Annotated in this window: 20 protein-coding genes; 5 read left to right on the forward strand and 15 right to left on the reverse strand. The window is 37.3% G+C overall.

Annotated features, from left to right (window positions below; genetic code table 11):
• Positions 1 to 12: 12 nt before the first annotated feature.
• Complete coding sequence (recD2, locus tag QH639_RS10575) at positions 13 to 2445, reverse strand: SF1B family DNA helicase RecD2 (protein WP_237898286.1); 2433 nt, start codon at positions 2443 to 2445, stop codon at positions 13 to 15.
• 189 nt (positions 2446 to 2634) lie between these two features.
• Between recD2 and hisA the strand changes: the two genes are divergently transcribed.
• The 4 genes from hisA to QH639_RS10595 all read left to right on the forward strand — a co-directional run bounded on the left by hisA (position 2635) and on the right by QH639_RS10595 (position 5436).
• Complete coding sequence (gene hisA, locus QH639_RS10580) at positions 2635 to 3402, forward strand: phosphoribosylformimino-5-aminoimidazole carboxamide ribotide isomerase (RefSeq protein ID WP_237898287.1); 768 nt, start codon at positions 2635 to 2637, stop codon at positions 3400 to 3402.
• The gene (locus QH639_RS10585; RefSeq protein ID WP_048392136.1) at positions 3399 to 3686 is read left to right on the forward strand and encodes a hypothetical protein; all 288 of its coding nucleotides are present in this window, start codon (positions 3399 to 3401) and stop codon (positions 3684 to 3686) included. Before hisA ends, QH639_RS10585 begins: the two co-directional genes overlap by 4 nt.
• Before the next feature lie 132 nt (positions 3687 to 3818).
• Positions 3819 to 4697 (forward strand): putative peptidoglycan glycosyltransferase FtsW/RodA, encoded by an 879-nt coding sequence (locus tag QH639_RS10590; protein WP_237898288.1) that lies wholly within the window; start codon positions 3819 to 3821, stop codon positions 4695 to 4697.
• The gene (locus QH639_RS10595; RefSeq protein ID WP_237898289.1) at positions 4687 to 5436 is read left to right on the forward strand and encodes a GTP pyrophosphokinase; all 750 of its coding nucleotides are present in this window, start codon (positions 4687 to 4689) and stop codon (positions 5434 to 5436) included. The genes QH639_RS10590 and QH639_RS10595 overlap by 11 nt, the downstream gene beginning before the upstream one ends.
• Positions 5437 to 5524: 88 nt before the next feature.
• On the opposite strand, the gene QH639_RS10600 is transcribed toward QH639_RS10595, so the two are convergent.
• The 5 genes from QH639_RS10600 to cymR all read right to left on the reverse strand — a co-directional run bounded on the left by QH639_RS10600 (position 5525) and on the right by cymR (position 10925).
• A complete protein-coding gene (locus QH639_RS10600) occupies positions 5525 to 6970 on the reverse strand; it encodes an MDR family MFS transporter (protein WP_237898290.1) in 1446 nt (481 codons plus the stop codon).
• 174 nt (positions 6971 to 7144) lie between these two features.
• Positions 7145 to 7804: a tetratricopeptide repeat protein gene (locus tag QH639_RS10605; RefSeq protein WP_237898291.1), complete on the reverse strand. Its 660-nt coding sequence runs from the start codon at positions 7802 to 7804 to the stop codon at positions 7145 to 7147.
• Between the two features lie 74 nt (positions 7805 to 7878).
• Positions 7879 to 9003: a tRNA 2-thiouridine(34) synthase MnmA gene (mnmA, locus tag QH639_RS10610; protein ID WP_237898292.1), complete on the reverse strand. Its 1125-nt coding sequence runs from the start codon at positions 9001 to 9003 to the stop codon at positions 7879 to 7881.
• A gap of 78 nt (positions 9004 to 9081) precedes the next feature.
• Positions 9082 to 10230 (reverse strand): cysteine desulfurase family protein, encoded by a 1149-nt coding sequence (locus QH639_RS10615; RefSeq protein ID WP_237898293.1) that lies wholly within the window; start codon positions 10228 to 10230, stop codon positions 9082 to 9084.
• A 275-nt stretch (positions 10231 to 10505) separates the two neighbouring features.
• Complete coding sequence (gene cymR, locus QH639_RS10620) at positions 10506 to 10925, reverse strand: cysteine metabolism transcriptional regulator CymR (RefSeq protein ID WP_004226809.1); 420 nt, start codon at positions 10923 to 10925, stop codon at positions 10506 to 10508.
• Between the two features lie 200 nt (positions 10926 to 11125).
• Here cymR and QH639_RS10625 point away from each other — a divergent pair, with 200 nt between their 5' ends.
• On the forward strand, positions 11126 to 12412 hold the full coding sequence (locus tag QH639_RS10625; RefSeq protein ID WP_237898294.1) for a replication-associated recombination protein A: 1287 nt from the start codon (positions 11126 to 11128) through the stop codon (positions 12410 to 12412).
• 82 nt (positions 12413 to 12494) lie between these two features.
• On the opposite strand, the gene QH639_RS10630 is transcribed toward QH639_RS10625, so the two are convergent.
• The 9 genes from QH639_RS10630 to QH639_RS10670 all read right to left on the reverse strand — a co-directional run bounded on the left by QH639_RS10630 (position 12495) and on the right by QH639_RS10670 (position 20353).
• Entirely contained in the window at positions 12495 to 13211 is a 717-nt protein-coding gene (locus tag QH639_RS10630) for a hypothetical protein (RefSeq protein WP_237898295.1), read from the reverse strand.
• 287 nt (positions 13212 to 13498) lie between these two features.
• Positions 13499 to 14017 (reverse strand): hypothetical protein, encoded by a 519-nt coding sequence (locus QH639_RS10635; protein ID WP_237898296.1) that lies wholly within the window; start codon positions 14015 to 14017, stop codon positions 13499 to 13501.
• A gap of 209 nt (positions 14018 to 14226) precedes the next feature.
• Positions 14227 to 14613 carry a hypothetical protein gene (locus QH639_RS10640; RefSeq protein WP_237898297.1) on the reverse strand — a complete coding sequence of 129 codons (387 nt, stop codon included), beginning with the start codon at positions 14611 to 14613 and terminating at the stop codon, positions 14227 to 14229.
• A 141-nt stretch (positions 14614 to 14754) separates the two neighbouring features.
• Positions 14755 to 15516: a tRNA threonylcarbamoyladenosine dehydratase gene (locus QH639_RS10645; RefSeq protein ID WP_048392126.1), complete on the reverse strand. Its 762-nt coding sequence runs from the start codon at positions 15514 to 15516 to the stop codon at positions 14755 to 14757.
• Between the two features lie 304 nt (positions 15517 to 15820).
• The gene (locus QH639_RS10650; RefSeq protein WP_281116037.1) at positions 15821 to 16903 is read right to left on the reverse strand and encodes a DUF871 domain-containing protein; all 1083 of its coding nucleotides are present in this window, start codon (positions 16901 to 16903) and stop codon (positions 15821 to 15823) included.
• 24 nt (positions 16904 to 16927) lie between these two features.
• Positions 16928 to 18253 (reverse strand): PTS sugar transporter subunit IIC, encoded by a 1326-nt coding sequence (locus QH639_RS10655; RefSeq protein ID WP_237898299.1) that lies wholly within the window; start codon positions 18251 to 18253, stop codon positions 16928 to 16930.
• Between the two features lie 47 nt (positions 18254 to 18300).
• Positions 18301 to 18621: a PTS lactose/cellobiose transporter subunit IIA gene (locus tag QH639_RS10660; protein ID WP_004226783.1), complete on the reverse strand. Its 321-nt coding sequence runs from the start codon at positions 18619 to 18621 to the stop codon at positions 18301 to 18303.
• 18 nt (positions 18622 to 18639) lie between these two features.
• Positions 18640 to 18951, reverse strand: a complete 312-nt coding sequence (locus QH639_RS10665) for a PTS sugar transporter subunit IIB (protein ID WP_103118482.1) — start codon at positions 18949 to 18951, stop codon at positions 18640 to 18642.
• Between the two features lie 226 nt (positions 18952 to 19177).
• On the reverse strand, positions 19178 to 20353 hold the full coding sequence (locus QH639_RS10670; protein ID WP_131520509.1) for a GNAT family N-acetyltransferase: 1176 nt from the start codon (positions 20351 to 20353) through the stop codon (positions 19178 to 19180).
• Between the last annotated feature and the right edge of the window lie 55 nt (positions 20354 to 20408).

Genomic DNA, 20408 nt, shown 5'->3' on the forward strand with positions numbered 1-20408 from the left:
GGAATATATATTTTAGTCATCCAAAAAATCATATGGAGAGACATCATTCATACCAATCATTGGATGAATATAAGGGGCTGTTTCTACTGTTAGCTTTGGTTCAATGGAAACCGGCTCCTGCATCCCTTCATTTTCTACTGGCACTGCCTCGACTTCCACAAGTTCTTCCTCAATTTCCATTGGGTTAAGTCTTGCACGTAAAGAGGTGAAACGCTGAAGGTCATCTGTACGCTGTAAACCATCCGCAAGCACATCTGGTTCACCACATAAAATCAAAAAGTTTTTAGCACGTGTAATACCTGTGTATAAAAGGTTACGCCGTAACATTTTGGAATACCCTCTAACCACTGGCATAATGACCGTTTGAAACTCAGAGCCCTGTGATTTATGGATGGAGCAACAATAAGCTAGTGTCAATTGATTGAGATCACTTCGTTGATAGGTCACCTCAATGCCATCAAAGGATACGATCAGTAAATCTTGTTTTTCGACCGTCTCTTTCGCTTTAATAATACTAATGACCTCACCCATATCTCCATTAAAGACATTGCTTTCAGGTTGATTGACAAGCTGAAGCACTTTATCCTTTATTCGATAGGTGACATCCCCAAAAACTAGCTCTTTTCGTGTGCCAGTATCATTTGGGTTAATTAGCTCCTGAATCATTTTATTTAAATTATCTATCCCAGCTGGTCCTTTATACATGGGCGCCAACACTTGAATATTACGGATTTCCTGGCCCTTTGCGACAGCACTTTTGACAACCTGTGTAACAACGTTGGCAACTTGATCGGCTGAAGCCTTTATAAACGAACGATCAGAGGTTTTAGCTGTTAACTCTTGTGGAATCGTTCCTTTTTTTATTTGATGGGCAAGTTCAATAATCGTCGAGCCTTCTGCTTGTCGGTAAACATCTGTTAGCTCGACAGTTGGTAGCTGCTTGGATGCTAATAGATCCTTTAACACCTGTCCTGGACCTACTGGTGGAAGCTGATCCTGATCTCCAACAAAGACAACTTGAACATCTTCATGTAAAGCCTTTAATAATTGATGGGCAAGCCATGTATCAACCATGGACATTTCATCCACGATAATCAACTTACCTGTCACTTCACGCTCTGTTTCTTCCTCTTTTTCTTGCCCTGTAAAACCGAGCAGTCGATGAATGGTCATCGCAGGAAGCTCTGTTGATTCGGCTAATCGTTTAGCAGCACGTCCAGTTGGTGCACAAAGAATAATCGGAAAAGGCTCCTCTTTTTGAGCATACTCTTTTGGATTTAAGGATAAGCCATGAAGCTTTGCATAAACTTCCACAACTCCCCGTACAACAGTGGTTTTCCCCGTACCAGGACCACCCGTTAAAATCATAACAGCTGAATTTAAAGCCTGTTCGATGGCATTCGCTTGTGTTTCTGCATAGGTAACATTGAGTAGCTCCTCTGTTTCTCCAATGGCTTTTCGAATTTCATCTTTACTAAAATGTTCAGCCTTATTATTTCGCTCGATAAGCGATAAGATTTTCGATGCAATCCCTACCTCTGAAAAATAGAGTGACGGTAAATATAACCTTGTCTCTTCACCACAAATTTTGCCTTCTTCACGGAGACCGATACAGGCTTGAGAAATATCCTCGAATGGTATCTCCTGTCGTTGGCTTTGTTCAAGCATTTCCTTAACGAGCGGTAAAACATGTTCTGCGTCTAGATAGACATGTCCATCCGATAAAGCTGCTGTATTTAAAATATGTAAAATCGCTGCTTTGACACGATCAGGGTGTTTACCAGTTATACCCAATTTCGCACCTAGCTCGTCAGCTCGAAAGAAACCTACCCCTTCCACATCTTCAATTAAGCGGTATGGATTTTCTGTCAGTAATTCAATGGCTTCTGTTCGATAGGTTTGGTAAATTTTCATCCCAAGCTGTGGACCAAATCCCCACTCATTCAATTGAATCATGACCCGCTCTAAGCCTAAGTTTTGCTCAATGGTGCGGTGAATGACTTCTTTTTTTTCAGCAGATAGACGTGGAACAGCATCGAGGGCACTGGGATCTTCTAAAATAACACGGAGTGCATTAGCACCTAGTTTTTCAACAATCGTTTCAGCTGTTTTTTTCCCGATCCCTACAAAGAGATCACTAGATAAATAATGAATAATTCCTTGCTCGGTTGCTGGTACCTCTTTTGTAAATGTCTCAATTTGAAATTGAGCGCCGTATTTAGGATGCTGTTTTAAAATACCAGTAAATCGATATTGTTCATCCATTTGTAGTGGGGGAAAATAACCTACAACAATAATCTCTTTATCTTCATATTGCAAATTCGTCTCTTGAATTTTCACACGTACAATCGAATACATATTTTGCGCATTATGAAAGATAGAGACGATCGGACGTCCGAGTATAAAAAATTTATTGAGTTCAAATAAATCTAAATGATCTGTCATGTTCGGTCCGTCCTTTCTTATAGTTTTCAATCTTTTTATTTTACCATAGCCACATGAAAATATCGCAGACAAAAATATATTCACTTCGTTATTTTTACATTATTTTGACAAATGACAATTCTCTGCCTTTATCCTCCGTTCCATGCTATGATTAATATGAATTAGTTGCACGGAAGGATTGTGAAATTATTGGAATTTAGACCTTGCATCGATTTACACGATGGCAAAGTAAAGCAAATTGTGGGCAGCACTTTGGGATATACAAATCAAGCAGTTATAGAAAACTTTATTTCTCAACATGACGCTAGCTACTATGCACAAATGTTTGCCCAAGATCGTTTAACAGGTGGACACGTTATTATGCTAGGCTCTGGTAATGAAGAAGCTGCCATATCCGCTTTAACAACCTATCCTCAAGGCTTGCAAATAGGTGGTGGTATTACGGCTGACAATGCTCAAAAATATATTGACGCAGGTGCTTCGCATGTCATTGTCACATCCTATATTTTTCATGATGGTCAGCTCGATTTAGCGCGTTTAAAGCGTTTAAATCAATTAATTGGTAAAGAACACCTTGTCATCGATCTTAGTTGTAAGATGCGTGACGGGAAGTGGTTTGTCATGACAGATAAATGGACTACATTTAGTCATTTCGAAGTTAATGCTGCGTCGATTGCCTATATTGAAGATTTTTGTGATGAGCTGTTAATACATGCTGTCGATGTTGAAGGAAAAAAGGGTGGCATGCAGGAAAGCCTGGTACAGGATTTAGCTGACTGGACATCTATTCCAACTACCTATGCAGGTGGCGTTCGTTCAATCGAAGACTTAGAAAAATTTAATCAATTAGCCCATGGAAAACTTCATGTAACCATTGGAAGTGCGCTCTCAATTTTTGGTGGCGATTTACCTTATACAGATGTAGTCGAATATTGTAAAAAAGGCGGGATCTTGTGAAGCTTATTTATAAAGATTATGTTTTTCCATTTCAAGAAACAAATTTAGAGAGAATTATAGATGGTAAGTATTTTAAAGTGAATAAAAAAGATCATTCTCTTGCGATTCATGTGCAACTTGACAACGAACAAATGTTACTGGAATTTTCAAAATCACTGAAGGCAACATGTGGGTTCTTACGCGATCAAGAAACAGAGCCTTATATCGGAACCTATATTGATTTACAAATTTTCGTTGATGAGTTTAATAAGCGCTATAACTTAAATGCTGAAATTATTAGTTAAAACAGGGGGACAGATGGTTCCCTTTGTTTTTAACCTTAAATCCTCTTCTGCATTCTTCCTTACCCCTATTTATGAAACCTTTTCATTGTTATGTGAGTTATATATTGTATAGCATAACCATAGGAGGTTTACGTGACTAATCTACATACTCAAAATTTCCTTCCTTATTTTTTTATGCTCCCTGCTCTTCTAATAGGGATGATCACCATGATCTCCTATGGCGTAGGCTTTCATATTTGGATACAGAACATGTTCATCTGGGTTGTTGGCATTAGTTTTTGCTATGTTATGTCAACAAAAAATACCTTTAAATTTTTAGATATTAGCCCTCTTTCTATTCTAACTTTTTTAATCTTTTTACTCATTATGCCCTTTTGGTTTAATGGTATAGAGGGTGTCCATCGATGGATAACTTTCGGTCCTTTTAATTTTTATATAGCTAGTATTTGTTTGCCTATATTAATTATTAATTTATGGACGCTTTCAATCAATAAAAATTTATCATTCATGATAGGATTCATGTTCCTCATAGAAGGTATATTATTATTGCAACCTGATGCAGGGCAAATCACTGCGTTCGCTAGTGCATCCACCATTATTTTGTGGAGAGCTATAGAAAATTCCATTTGGAAGTACATTTCACTACTCTTATTAGCTTTTTTTGTCATCGCATCATGGATTTTTCTTGATCATTTAGCTCCAGTCCCATATGTCGAGCAAATTATTTTTTTAGTGGCTGATATGGGCAGTATTTTTCTTTGTTTAGGTGTTTTAGCACTCCTATTGTTAATTTATCCATTCTTTATCCCATGGAAAAAAGATACCTTGTCATTAGCTTTAGGCTTATATTTTCTAATGACAATCCTTGTCACATTCGCGGGTCATTTTCCTATGCCTATTATGGGCTATGGCATTTCACCAATTATTGGCTATCTCATTGCCATCACAGCTATACAAAAAATAAAAATTGAACAAACCGAAAAGAAAGGATTTACAAACGATGAAAACTGAACTAGAAGTAAACACTTTAAAATCATTTCAAACTGAATTAACACGCTTCTTTTTAGCTTACAAATTTGCTCTACAGGAAGTGGAAACGAAAATTAATATATTACAAGAAGAATTTAAGTTAATTCATGAATATAATCCAATTGAGCATGTATCTACACGTGTAAAATCACCTAAAAGTATTTTAACGAAGATGATGAAAAAAGAGCTTCCTCCATCGATAGAAGCTGTGCGTGAAAATATCCGCGATATAGCTGGTGCTCGCATCACCTGTTCCTTCGTGGAGGATATTTACAAGGTAAGCGCCATGTTACAAGCACAGCATGACATAGAAGTTGTTGAGGTGAAGGATTATATAGCCAATCCAAAAGAAAATGGCTACCAAAGCTTACATCTCATTATTAAAATTCCTATCTTTATGTCAGACCATATGGAAAAGGTCTATACAGAGATCCAAATTCGTACAATTGCAATGGATTTCTGGGCAAGCTTAGAACACAAAATTTATTATAAGTATAACAAAGAAGTACCTGAGCATATTCGACATGAATTAAAGGAAGCCGCGCTACAAGCAGCTGAATTAGATCGAAAAATGGAGCGACTGAATAAGGAAATCAATATTTTAAAAGAAAATGAAGCCGAGCCTTCATTGCTAGACAGTACCCCCATCGCACATTTAGCGAAATACTTAACGGAACTACCTGGCAATAAAATAATGGATGACGCTCTATTCAAAAAGTAAAATTATGCTATGGTTTAGTCATCAAATAAAAAACCCACCTCACATGCTGCTTGACCACAGAATGTGAGGTGGATTTTACTATTAGTTGCTATTGCGCCTTCCTTGTGGATTTCGTTGCTACAAAAAAGGAGAAAATAAGTGCACCAATAGCAAAAATAAAGGTAGCTATATATACATAACTGACGCCATTCGCGATAGTGTCCTTTAAAAAGCTTACTTCTTCTAAATTAAACCCACCTTTTGCAAATTCACCGTTTAATTGAATTTCACCTTTTCCTAATGAAGCCATTTTTTCACTCGTTGCTAGGTTGAAAATCATACCGAATAGCGCTGCACCAATCGCTTGGCTAAATGTATTTGTAAAAGAGTTCAAACCAATTGAAATACCAAGCTGCTTTGGATCTGCCACCTTTTGTATGGAAATCATCAACATCGGCATAATAAAGCCCATCCCAAGCCCTATTAACGATGAGGCGAAATAAACGCTGAAATCACTAGAATCTGAAGATAGTCTTGCCAACAATAGTGTACCCGTAACAAGTAAAATCGTACCCATTTGGATAATGCGTTTATTTGTTAAACGACCGATTAAATAACCTGCCATAATCGAGTTCACCGTCCAAAAAATAGACATTGGTGTTAATAATAAACCAGCCTGCGTTGCATTTTTGCCTAAAACACTTTGAGCAAATATAGGAATATAAACAGTTACACCAATGACAATAGACATACCGCTTAAAGTTAATGCATTAATGACCATTAGTCGTCCATTTTTAAACAGTGTTAACGGAATAATTGGCTCCTCTGCTCGTAACTCCACCCAGATAAAAATACTTAAGAATACAAGAGCAACACCGTACATTAACAGCGATTGACCTGATAACCAGGTTTGTGTTTTACTGTTTTCGATAATAACAAATAGTAACGCTACCATGCCAATTGTAAAAAACACTGCACCTAGGTAGTCAATTTTACGCTTCACTGCCTCTAGTTGTTCTTTATAATGTTTAGCAATTAAATAAATAGAGGCTAAACCAAACGGTACATTAATGAAGAAAATAAAATGCCAAGATACTTGGTCAACTATAAAGCCTCCAAATAACGGACCTACTACACCAGAAACGCCCCATACCATACTTAAATAGCTTTGTCCTTTGGCACGCTCTTTTTCAGTCTTAAACAATTCACCCACCATTGTTAATGTAATCGGCAAAATTGAACCTGCGCCGATACCTTGAATTGCTCGAAAAACAATTAATTGCTCCATGGATTGAGCTAAACCACATAACATAGAACCTACTAAAAAAATAATGATACCTGTAATAATCATCCGTTTACGCCCAAATAAATCGGCTAATTTACCAAAAATAATCGCCGCTATGGCTGAAGCTAGTAAATAAGCAGAATAAATCCAGCTTATTAAGTCTACGCCTAATAAATCAGCTGTTATACTCGGAATAGCAGTACTAACAATAGTTCCCTCAATTGCAGCGAGTGCTGTTACAAGTAATAGTGCAATAAATACTTTATTCATTCTGTCACCTTTTCCTTTCCTGCATGACATACATTACCAAGTTTGAACTAGAATTAAAAGAGAAAGGGATTCAATTTATGAAAAAAATAAACGATGTTTTTATGTTTTACTAGAAAAAATCAATAAAAAAGCAGCAAGAATGTTAATCAACATTCACTCGCTGCTTATTATCTATCAGTTAAATCGTTGAGCAATCATATCGTAAATATAACGTGCTTGGTCATATTCAGGTTGTAAGGTAAAGGCTTGTTTCAAATGATACATTGCATCCTCTGTTTGTTCAGTAGACACGGCATATAGTACGCCTAAATTATAATGTGCATCGGCATTATTCCAATCCTGTTCAACCAAAAGATCCAGTTCCTGCTTCCCTTCCTCAAACATTTCTAATGCACATAGTACTATCGCATAGGCTAAACGAATCTGTGTATCTTCAGGAGCAATTTCTACCGCACGTTGTAAATAAGGTAATGCCAATTTTGAGTTATCCAACCGTTCAAAGCATTTCCCCATCATATAATAGACATCGGCACCTTCAATATGATGTTTTAGCGCTTGCTCATATAGCTTCACAGCCTCGGCATAGCGTTCAGCATTGTAATATAAATTCGCTAGACCGTAATAGGCTGTAGCTGCTGATTCATCTACAGTGATTGCCTTTTGGAAGAAACGTTCTGCGCGTTCAGTATCCTCTAATACGGCTAATAAATTGCCGAAATTTACATACCCAATAGCATTTTCAGGCTCTGCCTCTATTGCTTTTGTAAATAGTTGAGCAGCATCCTCATAACGTTTTTCTTGAAATGCTTGGATGCCCTGTTCATTATAATTCATTTGTTCTTCACCTCTATGTAGCGAAAGACTGCTTTTAGGAAGCCAAGAGGCCATAAAAGCAGTCTTAACGCAATTTATCCAACATATGTTAGTTTTTCATTACGTTTAAAGACTTCATCAATCGTTCCGCCACCCATACACTCTTCTCCATTGTATAGTACTACAGCTTGGCCAGGTGTAATTGCACGTACAGGTTCTGCAAATGTAATGTGTGCACGCCCATCTGGTAAAATTTCAACTTCTACTGGTGTATCAGTTTGACGATAACGGAATTTTGCGGTGCAAGAAAATTTCCCAGGCAATTTTTTTGTCGAAGTATAGTTCATTTTCACAGCTGTTAATGATGTTGAATACGAATATTCATTGTCAAAGCCTTGTCCAACAAGTAGAACATTACGTGCTAAATCTTTTCCTAGCACAAACCAAGGCTCGCCATCCCCACCAATACCAAGCCCGTGTCGTTGGCCAAGTGTATAGTACATTAAACCATCGTGTTGGCCCATTACAACGCCATCCATTGTTTCCATTTTCCCAGGTTGCGCTGGTAAATATTGACTTAAGAACTCCTTGAAATTACGTTCACCGATAAAGCAAATGCCTGTTGAATCTTTTTTCTTTGCCGTAGCAAGGCCAGCTTCTTCTGCAATTTTTCGTACTTCTTTTTTCTCTATATCACCAATTGGGAACATTACATGCGCCAATTGCTCTTGCGATAATTGATTTAAAAAGTATGTTTGATCTTTATTATCATCAACGCCACGTAACATTCTAACTTCACCATCACCATTACGATCAATTCGTGCATAGTGACCTGTCGCTAAATAATCAGCACCAAGGTTCATGGCATGCTCTAAAAATGCTTTAAATTTAATTTCTTTATTGCACATAACATCAGGATTTGGTGTACGCCCTGCTTTATATTCTTCTAAAAAGTATGTGAAAACTTTATCCCAATATTGTTTCTCGAAATTGACAGCATAGTATGGGATACCAATTTGATTACATACTTTTATTACATCGTCATAATCTTCCGTTGCCGTACAAACACCGTTTTCGTCTGTATCATCCCAGTTTTTCATAAAGATCCCGATTACTTCATACCCTTGTTGTTTTAACAAGTATGCCGCCACCGATGAATCTACCCCACCTGACATGCCGACAACAACTCGAATTTGAGAGGGGTCACGTGTTTCTTTCATTGTGGTCACCTTTTCTTTTATCTAATTACAGTTTATGTTTCCATATTTTAACGAAACATAACATAAGTATTTTGCAAATTATTTTTTAGCTAGTTTTTTCACAATTTGAGCCGTTTTTTCTGCTGCATCTTGTATATCCTTTTCCGTTAAACCCTGCCCAAAGCTGAATCGGATTGAATTCCGTAGCTCCTCTGCACTTTGTCCAAACATTGCTACTAACACATGAGAAGGATCAATCGATCCTGCAGTACATGCCGAACCACTCGAAACATAGATACCTGCCATATCAAGGTTCACTAAAAATGATTCTACCTCCATGCCTGCAAAGCTAATATTTAAGACATGAGGCAACGAATACACCTCATCACCATTTACATGGAATGCTAGCTTTTCCTGTGAAAAAACAGCAAGCATAATTTGCTTAAAGTGATTGTATAGTGAACGCTTTTCTTCACGCAACTCATTTGCAACTTGCACTGCAGTCGCAAAAGCAATAATGGCAGGTATATTTTCAGTACCTGCACGACGTTTTTTCTCTTGTGCGCCCCCAAGAGCATAACTTGCTAACGGTGTTCCTGCTTTTTGATAAAGGAATCCAACACCTTTTGGACCGTTGATTTTATGAGCAGATACACTTAATAAATCCACCTGTAATTCATTTACATCAATGCACTCTAAGCCATAAGCCTGAACCGCATCTGTATGGAATATGGCACTATGCTCACGCAATAACGCGCCAATTTCAGCAATTGGCTGAATCGTTCCTACTTCATTATTTCCATACATAATTGTTACTAAAATGGTATCATCACGAAGGGCTTTTTGGACATCCTCAACCGCGACACGCCCTCTTTGATCGACAGGTAAATAGGTCACCTCAAAGCCATCACGTTCAAGTTTTTCACACGTATGTAATACTGCATGATGCTCTACTTGCGTTGTAATGATGTGTTTTCCTTCATTTGCACGGGCATAGACAGTTCCTAAAATTGCCATATTATCAGCTTCTGTGCCACCACTTGTGAAAATAATTTCCCCTGCTTGCGCACCAATTGATTTCGCCAATAGCTCACGTGCATCATCTAGATATTTCCTTGCTTCTCGACCTGCTTTATGAATACTCGATGCATTGCCAAAAACCTCTTGCATAGCAGTCGTCATCGCTTCTATTACTTGGCCATTCATTGGAGATGTGGCCGCATGATCGAGATAGATATATGAATTCATGTTGAAAACTCCTTTTTAAACTCTGTGACATCCGCCAGAGGCTTTCGCTTGATTCAGTTAATGCTTGCAAAATAATACAAGTGTTCTTCGCTCCTCTATAAGTGGGGAGTCTTCCGTACTTAGTGGTTCATTTTAGTACAAAAACATTGCTGAATCGAGATAAAAGCACAAAACCCACATCACTCATCGTAAAAATAGTCATTGGGATGTGAATAGTTCACAATCTCCCATAAAGATGAAGTGAATGCAGGAGTAGCGCTTTAGCTTAAACTATTTTAAATATAGAACATGTAGCCTTCCACTACATTTTCTTCTGTATACTGTGCTAAATCTTCAATTGTCGTTGTATCTAACACATTTTTTACTGCATCGCGAATACGTAGCCATAACTCACGCTGAGGTGCTTCTTCATTTTCAATACCCTCTACTGGTTGAATCGGCCCTTCTAGCACACTAATAACATGGGCTGCTGAAATTTCGCTAGGTGGATTTGCTAGCATATAACCACCATAAGCACCACGTACACTTTTTACTAAGCCTGAATTACGAAGCGGAGATACTAATTGCTCTAAATATGCCTCTGAAAGCTCCTTTTCCGCCGCAATTTTACGCAAGGGAATTGGCCCTTCCCCATAATGCTTTGCTAATTCAATCATAATTGTAAGCCCATAACGGCCCTTTGTTGAAATTTTCATTTTATCACCCTCAATTAGTCTAGTCAAAATACTACCAACAGTATATCATAATCTCCTCTTGATGAACTCGGAAATACACCTAGAAGGATATGATATACTAATTAAAGCGATTCAAAATCGTTCAAAATCCATATGAGTGCTTTATTTTAGCGTAAAAAATGTATGAAACAAAATGACAACGACAGAAAGGGGAAGTTATTTTGCACAATGAACCACTCGCTTTTCGAATGCGACCTTTGACCCTTGATGAGATTGTTGGTCATCAGGATTTCATTGGTCCCAACACAGCCCTTTATAAAATGATTCAAAATGAACATGTCCCTTCTATGTTGCTATATGGAGAACCTGGAATCGGTAAAACATCCATTGCCAATGCCATTGCAGGAAGTTCCAAGCTCCCTTTCTTCGCACTTAATGCCACACGAGCTGGCAAAAAAGATGTGGAAGATATTGTACAGGAAGCCAGAATTTCAGGGAAAGTAATACTTTTCTTAGATGAAATTCACCGTTTCAATAAATTACAGCAGGATACGCTGTTACCACATGTAGAAAATGGATCAATTGTATTAATTGGTGCCACGACAGAAAATCCATATCATGATGTTAATCCAGCAATTCGTTCGCGCTGTGGCGAAATTTACCAGCTGAAACGCTTAACGAAGGAAAATTTAATCGAACTAGTTGAAAAAGCACTGGCTGATGAAAGACGGGGACTAGGTAAATATCATTTTGCCTTAACACCATCACAAATTGAACAAATTGCAGCCGCAGCAAACGGAGATGCACGAAAGGCATTAACTTTGCTAGAATCCATTTACTATGCCAGTGATGAGGTGGATGGACAAACGGTTGCTGCCGACCATGTCATTGAACATCTCATTAGTCGAATTGGTGTGTATGGTGATAAAAAAGGATCACATTTTTATAATTTACTATCAGCCCTGCAAAAATCTGTGCGTGGCAGTGATACTAATGCTGCTCTGTATTATTTAGCGCATTTATTGGAAACAGGTGATTTAGTGGCTGTCAGCAGACGCCTACTTGTGATGGCCTATGAAGATATTGGTCTAGCTAATCCCGACGTCGGACCTCATATATTAGCTGCTATTCAAGCAGCAGAACGACTAGGATTACCAGAGGCACGTATCCCACTTGCGAGTGCTGTCATTGAAATGTGCCTTGCCTCAAAATCCAACTCAGCCATTGTGGCAATTGATGCTGCCATTAAAGCTATTCATGAAGGCAAAACAGGTGATATACCTCATCATTTGCGAGATGCTCATTACGAGGGTGCAAAAGATTTAGGACACGTTGGCTATCAATATCCTCATAACACACCAATTGGTACTTTTGGTGGTTGGGTAGACCAACAATATTTGCCAGACGAACTTGTAGGAACTGAATTCTACAAACCTGTTATTGCTGGTGAGGAAAAGCGCATGGCTGGCATCTACGACAAACTAAAATCATTTCATGATAAGAAATAATAAAACAAAAGCAAAGTCACTATCTTAAGTAATTGAAATGACTTTGCTTTTTATATAACAACAGGATGGGCTGCTCTAGCAATCATCCCGTAAAGCTCGGGTTATTTGTCGTATATCGTTCTTGATAAAACAAATTTAATGGTTCTGCCAAATGTCGAAGTGATGGCAAGATGGATTCTTTCACATCTCCTTCATTTGCCTTACTATGCAAAAAAACAATCAAATTATACGACTGATACAACAAGCTCGCGAACTCTTGACTGTTTTCTCTTACCTCAAAGCGAATTGCTTTTACAGCAATTGCTTGTGCAATTTTTTGTTCTCTTGTTTCACAGGAGGGCTCCTTACTTAATTCATCATCCGACACTCTGTATAACCGTTTTAATGCACCATATACCTCTTTATTTCCACTAAATCGATCTTTTAACCATTGCAAGACAAATTGCAAAAGAATGACTGCATACATAAGGGAAAGACATTCATCGCCACGTGATTTTTTTGCTAAGCGTTGGAAATATTCTGCTTGTGTGACTAGTTCAAAAAGAATTAAACGTATTGGATAAAGCATGGCATGACCGCTATTGATGTACAGCTTTTCTCGATCTCTATACATAGCCAACCAAATATCTTTGACCAATGAAATAGATTTCCTTGTTGAGAGCGCTAATTGACATTGAATAAGCTCCTGCTCAATTGTCGGTTGGATAAGCTGTAGAAATAAAAGTTCATCTTCCTCACTAACTAATAAAAGCGGATTTTCCAAATTCGCCAAATCTATTTCTATTCCATTTACAATCATTGCTTAGCCCCCTTCCCATAAGTTTTTACAGCGTTAAGCAGAGTGAGCATATCTATTACCCATTTTTTAACTATAATTCGACAAAAAAACATAAATACCTTTCTAGAAAATATGTCTTTTTACTTTCCCTACAACTAAAAAAGAATCCACGCTACTAAAAAAGGCAAGTAAATCACTCTCTTTCCAATCGAACATTGTAGAAAGACTGATTCAATTCCTATTAGTTACGTAGATTCTTGACGTATAGGCTATTTTCAGAAAATAGATAGTCTATTATTGTCTAAGGTCTATGCTGGAAGTTCTTGATCCACAAATAATTTAAAGTGTTGAAGACATTGCTTCACTTCACCTTTTTGTGACAGCACCTCGTTGCGTATGTTTGTTGCTTTTTCTTCATCCTCTAGCACTTCAGTTAAAAGAGCCATGATATCTTCTAATAATTGCTCATTCTCTTCCTGCTCAATACTCGGTAAGGAATACGCTGCTATTTTTAATAAATGCTCTACTTTTTCAGGTGTTTCTTGCAAAGCATTCGAAGAATAATAGGTCGATGCAGCTAAAAAGTAGCATAATTTTGCACAACAATCGATAAATAAATGCCAATACGTATTTGCTTTTGGTAATTCCCCTGCCCGTTGATTAACATATTCCTTATAATAGGTAGTGACTTGTATATATAAAGGATTCAATTCTCTCATGGCTTTCGGATAGTTGTTGGATGTATCCAAATAGTCAAATACAATGGCATTCATTTTCTCTTGAAGTTTAACAATATCTAAATGATCACGAATTACTTGAATTTCCATTTTCCCACTCTCCCATATGTCATTTGCTGTTTAGCTTCCTGGCTATTCACTGAGTAGCACCAAGCATCCCAAACAAACAGATCGATTATCTAATGGATGATTCAAATTATAGCAATAAACCATCTGAAGTAGTGTGGACATGAAAAAAATAAGACAATTTCGTGAATTAATAGCATTTTATGTACATAAGAGGAACTATTTTGGTAAAATTATACCCTTTGTACATAATCCTCAAATAAGCATGGTTCGTTTGCTCGATCGATAATTTCAATAATACTTCCATGCACATATTTTTTAATGCGCTTTTGAGGTATATAAAAATAAGCATTGTTCATAATTAACCATTCACTTAATGTTAAATCACTACCTGCTTGTTGATTCGTTAAGATTTTTTTGTGTCGCAGAACATCGGCCATTTTATAAAAACCATCTGACAATTCGTAGGCTGATACATCAAAATTAAAAATGGGGCTGACAACCTGTCCAACATCAAAAATATGTATAGTTTGGTTTTCTTCATCTATAGCTAACTCTACTGTACTAATCTCGTCAAAAAGATTTAAACCTCTATACGCCATTTGATAAATTTTTTCCATTTGTATACGCCTCCTTTTTTACAACGGTCTAATTGTAACATAGAAAAAGTAGCTACCTCTAAAGACAATTAAGGCAGCTACTTCTACGAAAATGAACATTTATGCTGTTTTTTGACTATTACCAAAGCACCGTACTTGGTATTAACCTTGTACGCGCGTAATTTTCACATCTTTTAGGATGGTATTGACTACCCAGCTTGCTGCAATTAAACCTGCTACCGACGGTACAAAAGCGTTAGATGAAGGTGGCATCTTTGCTTTACGAATTGCTGCATCAGGCTTACCTACATGTTCGACAACATCTGGACGTACGACAATTGGACTTTCATCTGAAAATACAACCGTAACACCCTTATGAATTCCTTCTTTACGTAGCTTAGTACGAATGATTTTAGCCAATGGGTCTGTATGTGTTTTTGAAATATCTGCAATTTGGAAGCGAGTAGGGTCCATTTTATTTGCTGCACCCATGCTTGAAATAATAGGAATATTACGCTTTAAACATTCCTTCATTATATGAATTTTATACATCACTGTATCACTTGCATCGATCACATAATCAATACCTTGTGCAAAAAATTCTTCATAGGTTTCTTCCGTATAAAACATGTGCATGTCAATCACTTCACATGCTGGGTTAATATCTGCAATACGCTCTTTCATGACAGCTGATTTTGATTGACCAACTGTTGATAAGTATGCAACAAGTTGTCTGTTGACATTTGTGATATCTACATTGTCCTTATCGACTAGAATAATACGGCCGATTCCGCTTCGTGCACATGCCTCAGCAGCAAATGAACCAACACCACCCACGCCAAGAATGGCAACCGTTGTATTTTTTAATTTCTCGAGACCCTCTGTTCCTATTGCGAGCTCGTTACGTGAAAATTGATGTAACATCCTGACACTCTCCATCTATGAAATTTTATTAGTAAACCTAGTTATATACTAAGATAAAATCAAAACCTATCTTACATTTTATCATGTTATTGTTCAAGATAAAAATATAAAGAAAAAGTCAAAATTGTCTACTTAAATCCTCTGAGATAATAATCCATAAAAAGATTTCATCCCTTTTAGTTCAATATATGGTAAAATAGCACTTTAAAAATTAGTTAATTTAATTAGGTAAATCTTAGATAACATTATGCTCAACCACATAAAGAAAAAGAGATTGATGACTCAATCTCTTTCTCACTCTTCTTTACTTTGTAAAACCAAATGATGCCCATGGTTGAATGCATGTTAATAAAAATAGTTCTTCCTCTACAATGCTAGCTACGACATTACTCGATCCTGTATTCGGAATGTCCTTTAGCACAATCTGTAGCTCTCCCTTATAACGAACATCTAAATTATTATCAATCGTGACATCTCCTCTTTTTAATGGCCGTATATCATGCACAGGAAAATCTCCATTTTTATATTTCACACGGGATTGGGTGCTTCGAATCACGTATTCAGACACATCACCTCGATTAAAATGAGGCTCTTTATAAAGAATTGTCTCCTCTAGAATGCTTGTGTCTTCAGACTGGACAACCCTTAACTCAAGCTTATTACGATTTAATTGTCCTAATGCACGTAGTTCTTCCTCAGAAGCAAACATATTGCCAATAATACAATCGTCAATTAACCCTGTATGCCATAAATCTTTCGCCTGTACAGTGATTGGGAGATAACGGTGTTCCTCTAATGTAGGTAACCCGTGCTCTGTTTGCTCCCAAGGTCCATATTGACCATGTTGTGAGGAGATCATTGCTGCTGTTCTCACATTGTGCGCTTTAAAGTGTTGTGACGTTTGTAAAAAATGCTGACGAGATAGCCCCGTAAATCGTTTTGGATAAAAATTATGACAGCCGATAATGTTCTCTTTATTGGGCTGATAAGAGATAATATTATCTACATACTTCGTACCATTACTCATGTTTAATTCTATTTTTAGATGACTCCCATCAAGTGACATCAACGCTTCTTCTTGACCTGAAAATCCCATATCTAAACGTAAGGCTGCCAAATAATAATGTTCTTTTAAATAGCCAATATCCTTATAGGTTAAGTCTAAATCATCAAAAATACCTGGTGCAATATCAGCGGATATATCAAAGCCAAGGCGTTGCGCAAATTCGTTGATTTGTTGTAATTTTTGACGCTCCTCATCCTGTTTTAATGACATTAGGCATGTGAATATACGATCAAAGCCATTGTCATGAGCCAGTTGAACATAGCGCTTCATCTCCTCTAGCGTACTATGCTGCGGATATAGCGAGATTCCTAATCTTTTCACTTCAAACCCTCCGTTAATTGACGCTTATACTTCCACTTTTTGTCCTCTGGATTCCACTACAGATTCCTCACTCTGTGCCGCTAAAGCAGCTTTTTGCTCATTCTGCCTTGCCATACGGTTCGCCATTGAGATAAATGGCAGATAAATACAAACAGCGATGACAATTAAAACCATACTCAAAACTGCACCACGCCAAGATTGAGTTGCTAAAAAACCATTAATAATCGGCGGTGTTGTCCAAGGCGGTGAAACGGTAGCGGCTGGCACCCAGCCCCATTTCGTTGCAAAGAATGCAATTGTTACGTTTATCATTGGTGTCAAAATGAACGGAACAAATAAAACCGGATTTAATACAATTGGTAACCCAAAAAGTAATGGCTCATTGATATTGAAAATCCCAGGTGCTGCGGATAATTTCCCAACTGTATTATATTGCTTATTCTTTCTCGCAAATATGAAAATCGCAATAATAAGTGCTATTGTTGTACCAGAGCCTCCCATATTAATAAAAGCATCAAAGAATGGTTTATTGACAATGTAAGGCGCAACTTTACCAGCAGAGATTGCTGCAACATTTTCATTAATAGCTGGTAAATTAATCGTTTGCATGAATGGTTCGATGATATTTGCTCCATGTACGCCAAGTGTCCATAAAAATGTAGGTATAAATGCCAAAATTAAAGCAGCAAGCCATGTATTTGTTAGACCCATAAATGGCTCTTGAATCGCAGAGTAGAAGGACCCGACAATATCTGGTATATCAAAACCTGCTGAAATAATTGTACGTACTAAAGCAAATATTCCAATCGTAATAATGGCAGGAAGTAACGCAGCAAATGATTTGGCAACAGCTGGTGGTACACCAGTTGGCATTTTAATTAGTAGTTTAGGATTGCCAGACAATCTACAAAACAATTCTGTAGAAAGTAGTGCTACAATCAGAGCAATAAATATACCACCCGTGCCTGTTGTTAAGCCGGTTAATCCGCCTTCCCCGAAAGTCCCAAACGTCATGTAGCTTGATAGACTAATTACTCCAGCAGACAGACCATCTTTTTGATAACTTTTAGCAAGATGATAAGCAACAGTAAAGGCAAGTAGCAGTGAAATGATATTAAATGTAGCACTCCAAATATTACCGCCAAATTGAGTCCATGTCTCATGTTTCCAAATGGCATCGAGTGTATTTTGATAAAATTTGATAGGCAAATTGTTAATAAGTACAGCCAAAGATCCCACAATCGTTAAAGGCATAATCGTAATAAATCCGTCACGAATGGCAACTAAATGACGCTGATTCCCAACCCTAGCAGCAACCGGTACAAACTTTTCTTCTAAAAAACGGAACACTCACATACACTCCCTTTACTTTTTATTGATAACATCAAAATTTGATGTTACTCCCCTTGGATTCGTTCATATAGCTCAATCATTTCCTGTGCTAAATCTCGAAAAGTAATAGCATTCATTAAATGATCCTGGGCATGAATTAATAACATGGAAACCTCTACCTTTTCTCCCCTTGCTTCTTGAGACAGTAACCCCGTTTGAGCATGATGCGCTTCAATTAATGACTCATTCGCTAATTTGATTTTTTCTTTTGCTGCCTCAATTTGCCCCTTTTTTGCTAGCTGAATAGCTTCCATACACTCACTTTTCGTATTTCCACTATGCACAATCAGTCCCATAATGGATGCCATTAATGCTGTATCTTCCATTCCCCATTGCCCCTTCTTTCATCCAATTAGTTGTAGAGCCTGTTTCAGGACATTTTCACCGTTCATCATGCCGTAATCCGCCATATTGATCACATCGATTGGAAAACCTTTATCCTTATATTTTGTTTCAAATGACCCTTTCAAATAACGAACCTGTGGGCCTAATAAAAGAACATCAGCTTTCTTTGTCGCTAATATTTTTTCCACCTCTCCTTCTGCAATGGCGTAAATATCCGCTTCAATATTTTGCTCTTGCGCTGCTTTTTGCATCTTTGACACTAATAAACTAGTACTCATACCTGCTACACACACTAACATGATGTTTTTCATTCGATACACTCCTTTTATTTTCTTCGATTGTGTAATCGCTTACTTATTTTGAGAATAGCACCTATTGGTATATACCACAATACAAATTTTCCATTAATTTTATTTATATCAAGTTATTTACAAAATTGGACTATATCAATTTTGTCGTGAAATTAATGATTAAAACCAACTGGTATAGTCCAGAAAAAAACGCAAAAAATTTTTAAATTTTCTTATTATTCAATACCTAGAAATACTCATAAAATGCTGGTTTTTCAGTAGGGATTGCCCATTGCCACTGTTCGATAACCTTTTCTACCGTAGGTTGATTAGCATAGACCACCACTTCTTTGACAGAAAGATAACCTACCATCATCGCAGAAAAAAGATTAATTGGTAGTGTTAGCATATGCTTGTCAGAGACCGAATTTGTCTCAATTATTGAGACCTGACCATTTTTATTTATTTGATAAACATGCTCATTCCAGAGACAAAATGGATCTTCAATACGAATAGTTAGTGTTTCTTGAATATCCTTCCACGGATACTGCTGCATAAATACATAAACATCTACTACTCTAATCATCACATCCTGTATGACTTCCCTTTTGAATTGCGGCTCCTTGAAATAAAAGCCAAAAGGATAATGATTACTAGTAACTCCAGTTATGCTACTGACACTTGCTGCATGAGATGTCATATAACGCCACATAGCTTGTTCAGCTAAGAGATTTGCTACAATAAAGTCTTGGATAGTAAATGTCCCATCTCGAATCGTATAACGAATATAGCCTTCTAAGTTATTGTCTTGAAAATAGGCAGCAAAGTGACTATCTGGGCTCCTTCTTTCAAGTCTTTTCCACCATCCTTCATCCCTTACCATGCCACCATTTCGAATGATTGCCTGTGCATTATGAAAATCCTTAATCATCTGAAAGAGCGCAGGATCTAACCACTCAAAGCTCATCCTTTTCATGTCGTCTACTTGTTTCCCTAAAGAGGGAAACATAGTTTGAGGGATTGTATAATGGAGCTTCTCAAAAAATAATTCCCAACCAAAATAACGATAGAAGGACACAGAAAATGGCGCTAATACTGAAATCGTTTGTCCATTGTCTCTCATTTTTTGCAGCGCTTCTGTCATAAGCCTTTTGATAATACCCTGTTGTCGATACTCAGGATACGTTGCAACAAAGCCGATGCCTCCCATTTTAAATGAAACTCCATGCACTGTAATATTTAGCGGTAATATTAATAGCTGCCCAACAATTTTTTTGTCATCATAAGCACCTAAGGTCGTGCTTTGTTCAATCCAATAATGAAAATCCTCTCGACGAGCCCCTGAGTACTTATTTGGAAAGCAATAGTCTCTCAATCGATGAATCTGCCCATAATCATTAGGCGAGACGATGTGAATGTCCATTTAATCACCCCTTAAATTCCAAATATTCAGATAATTATTCATAAGATTCTTTTAC

The organism is Lysinibacillus sp. 1 U-2021 (assembly GCF_029916965.1).
In the GTDB taxonomy this organism is placed as follows: domain Bacteria; phylum Bacillota; class Bacilli; order Bacillales_A; family Planococcaceae; genus Lysinibacillus; species Lysinibacillus capsici.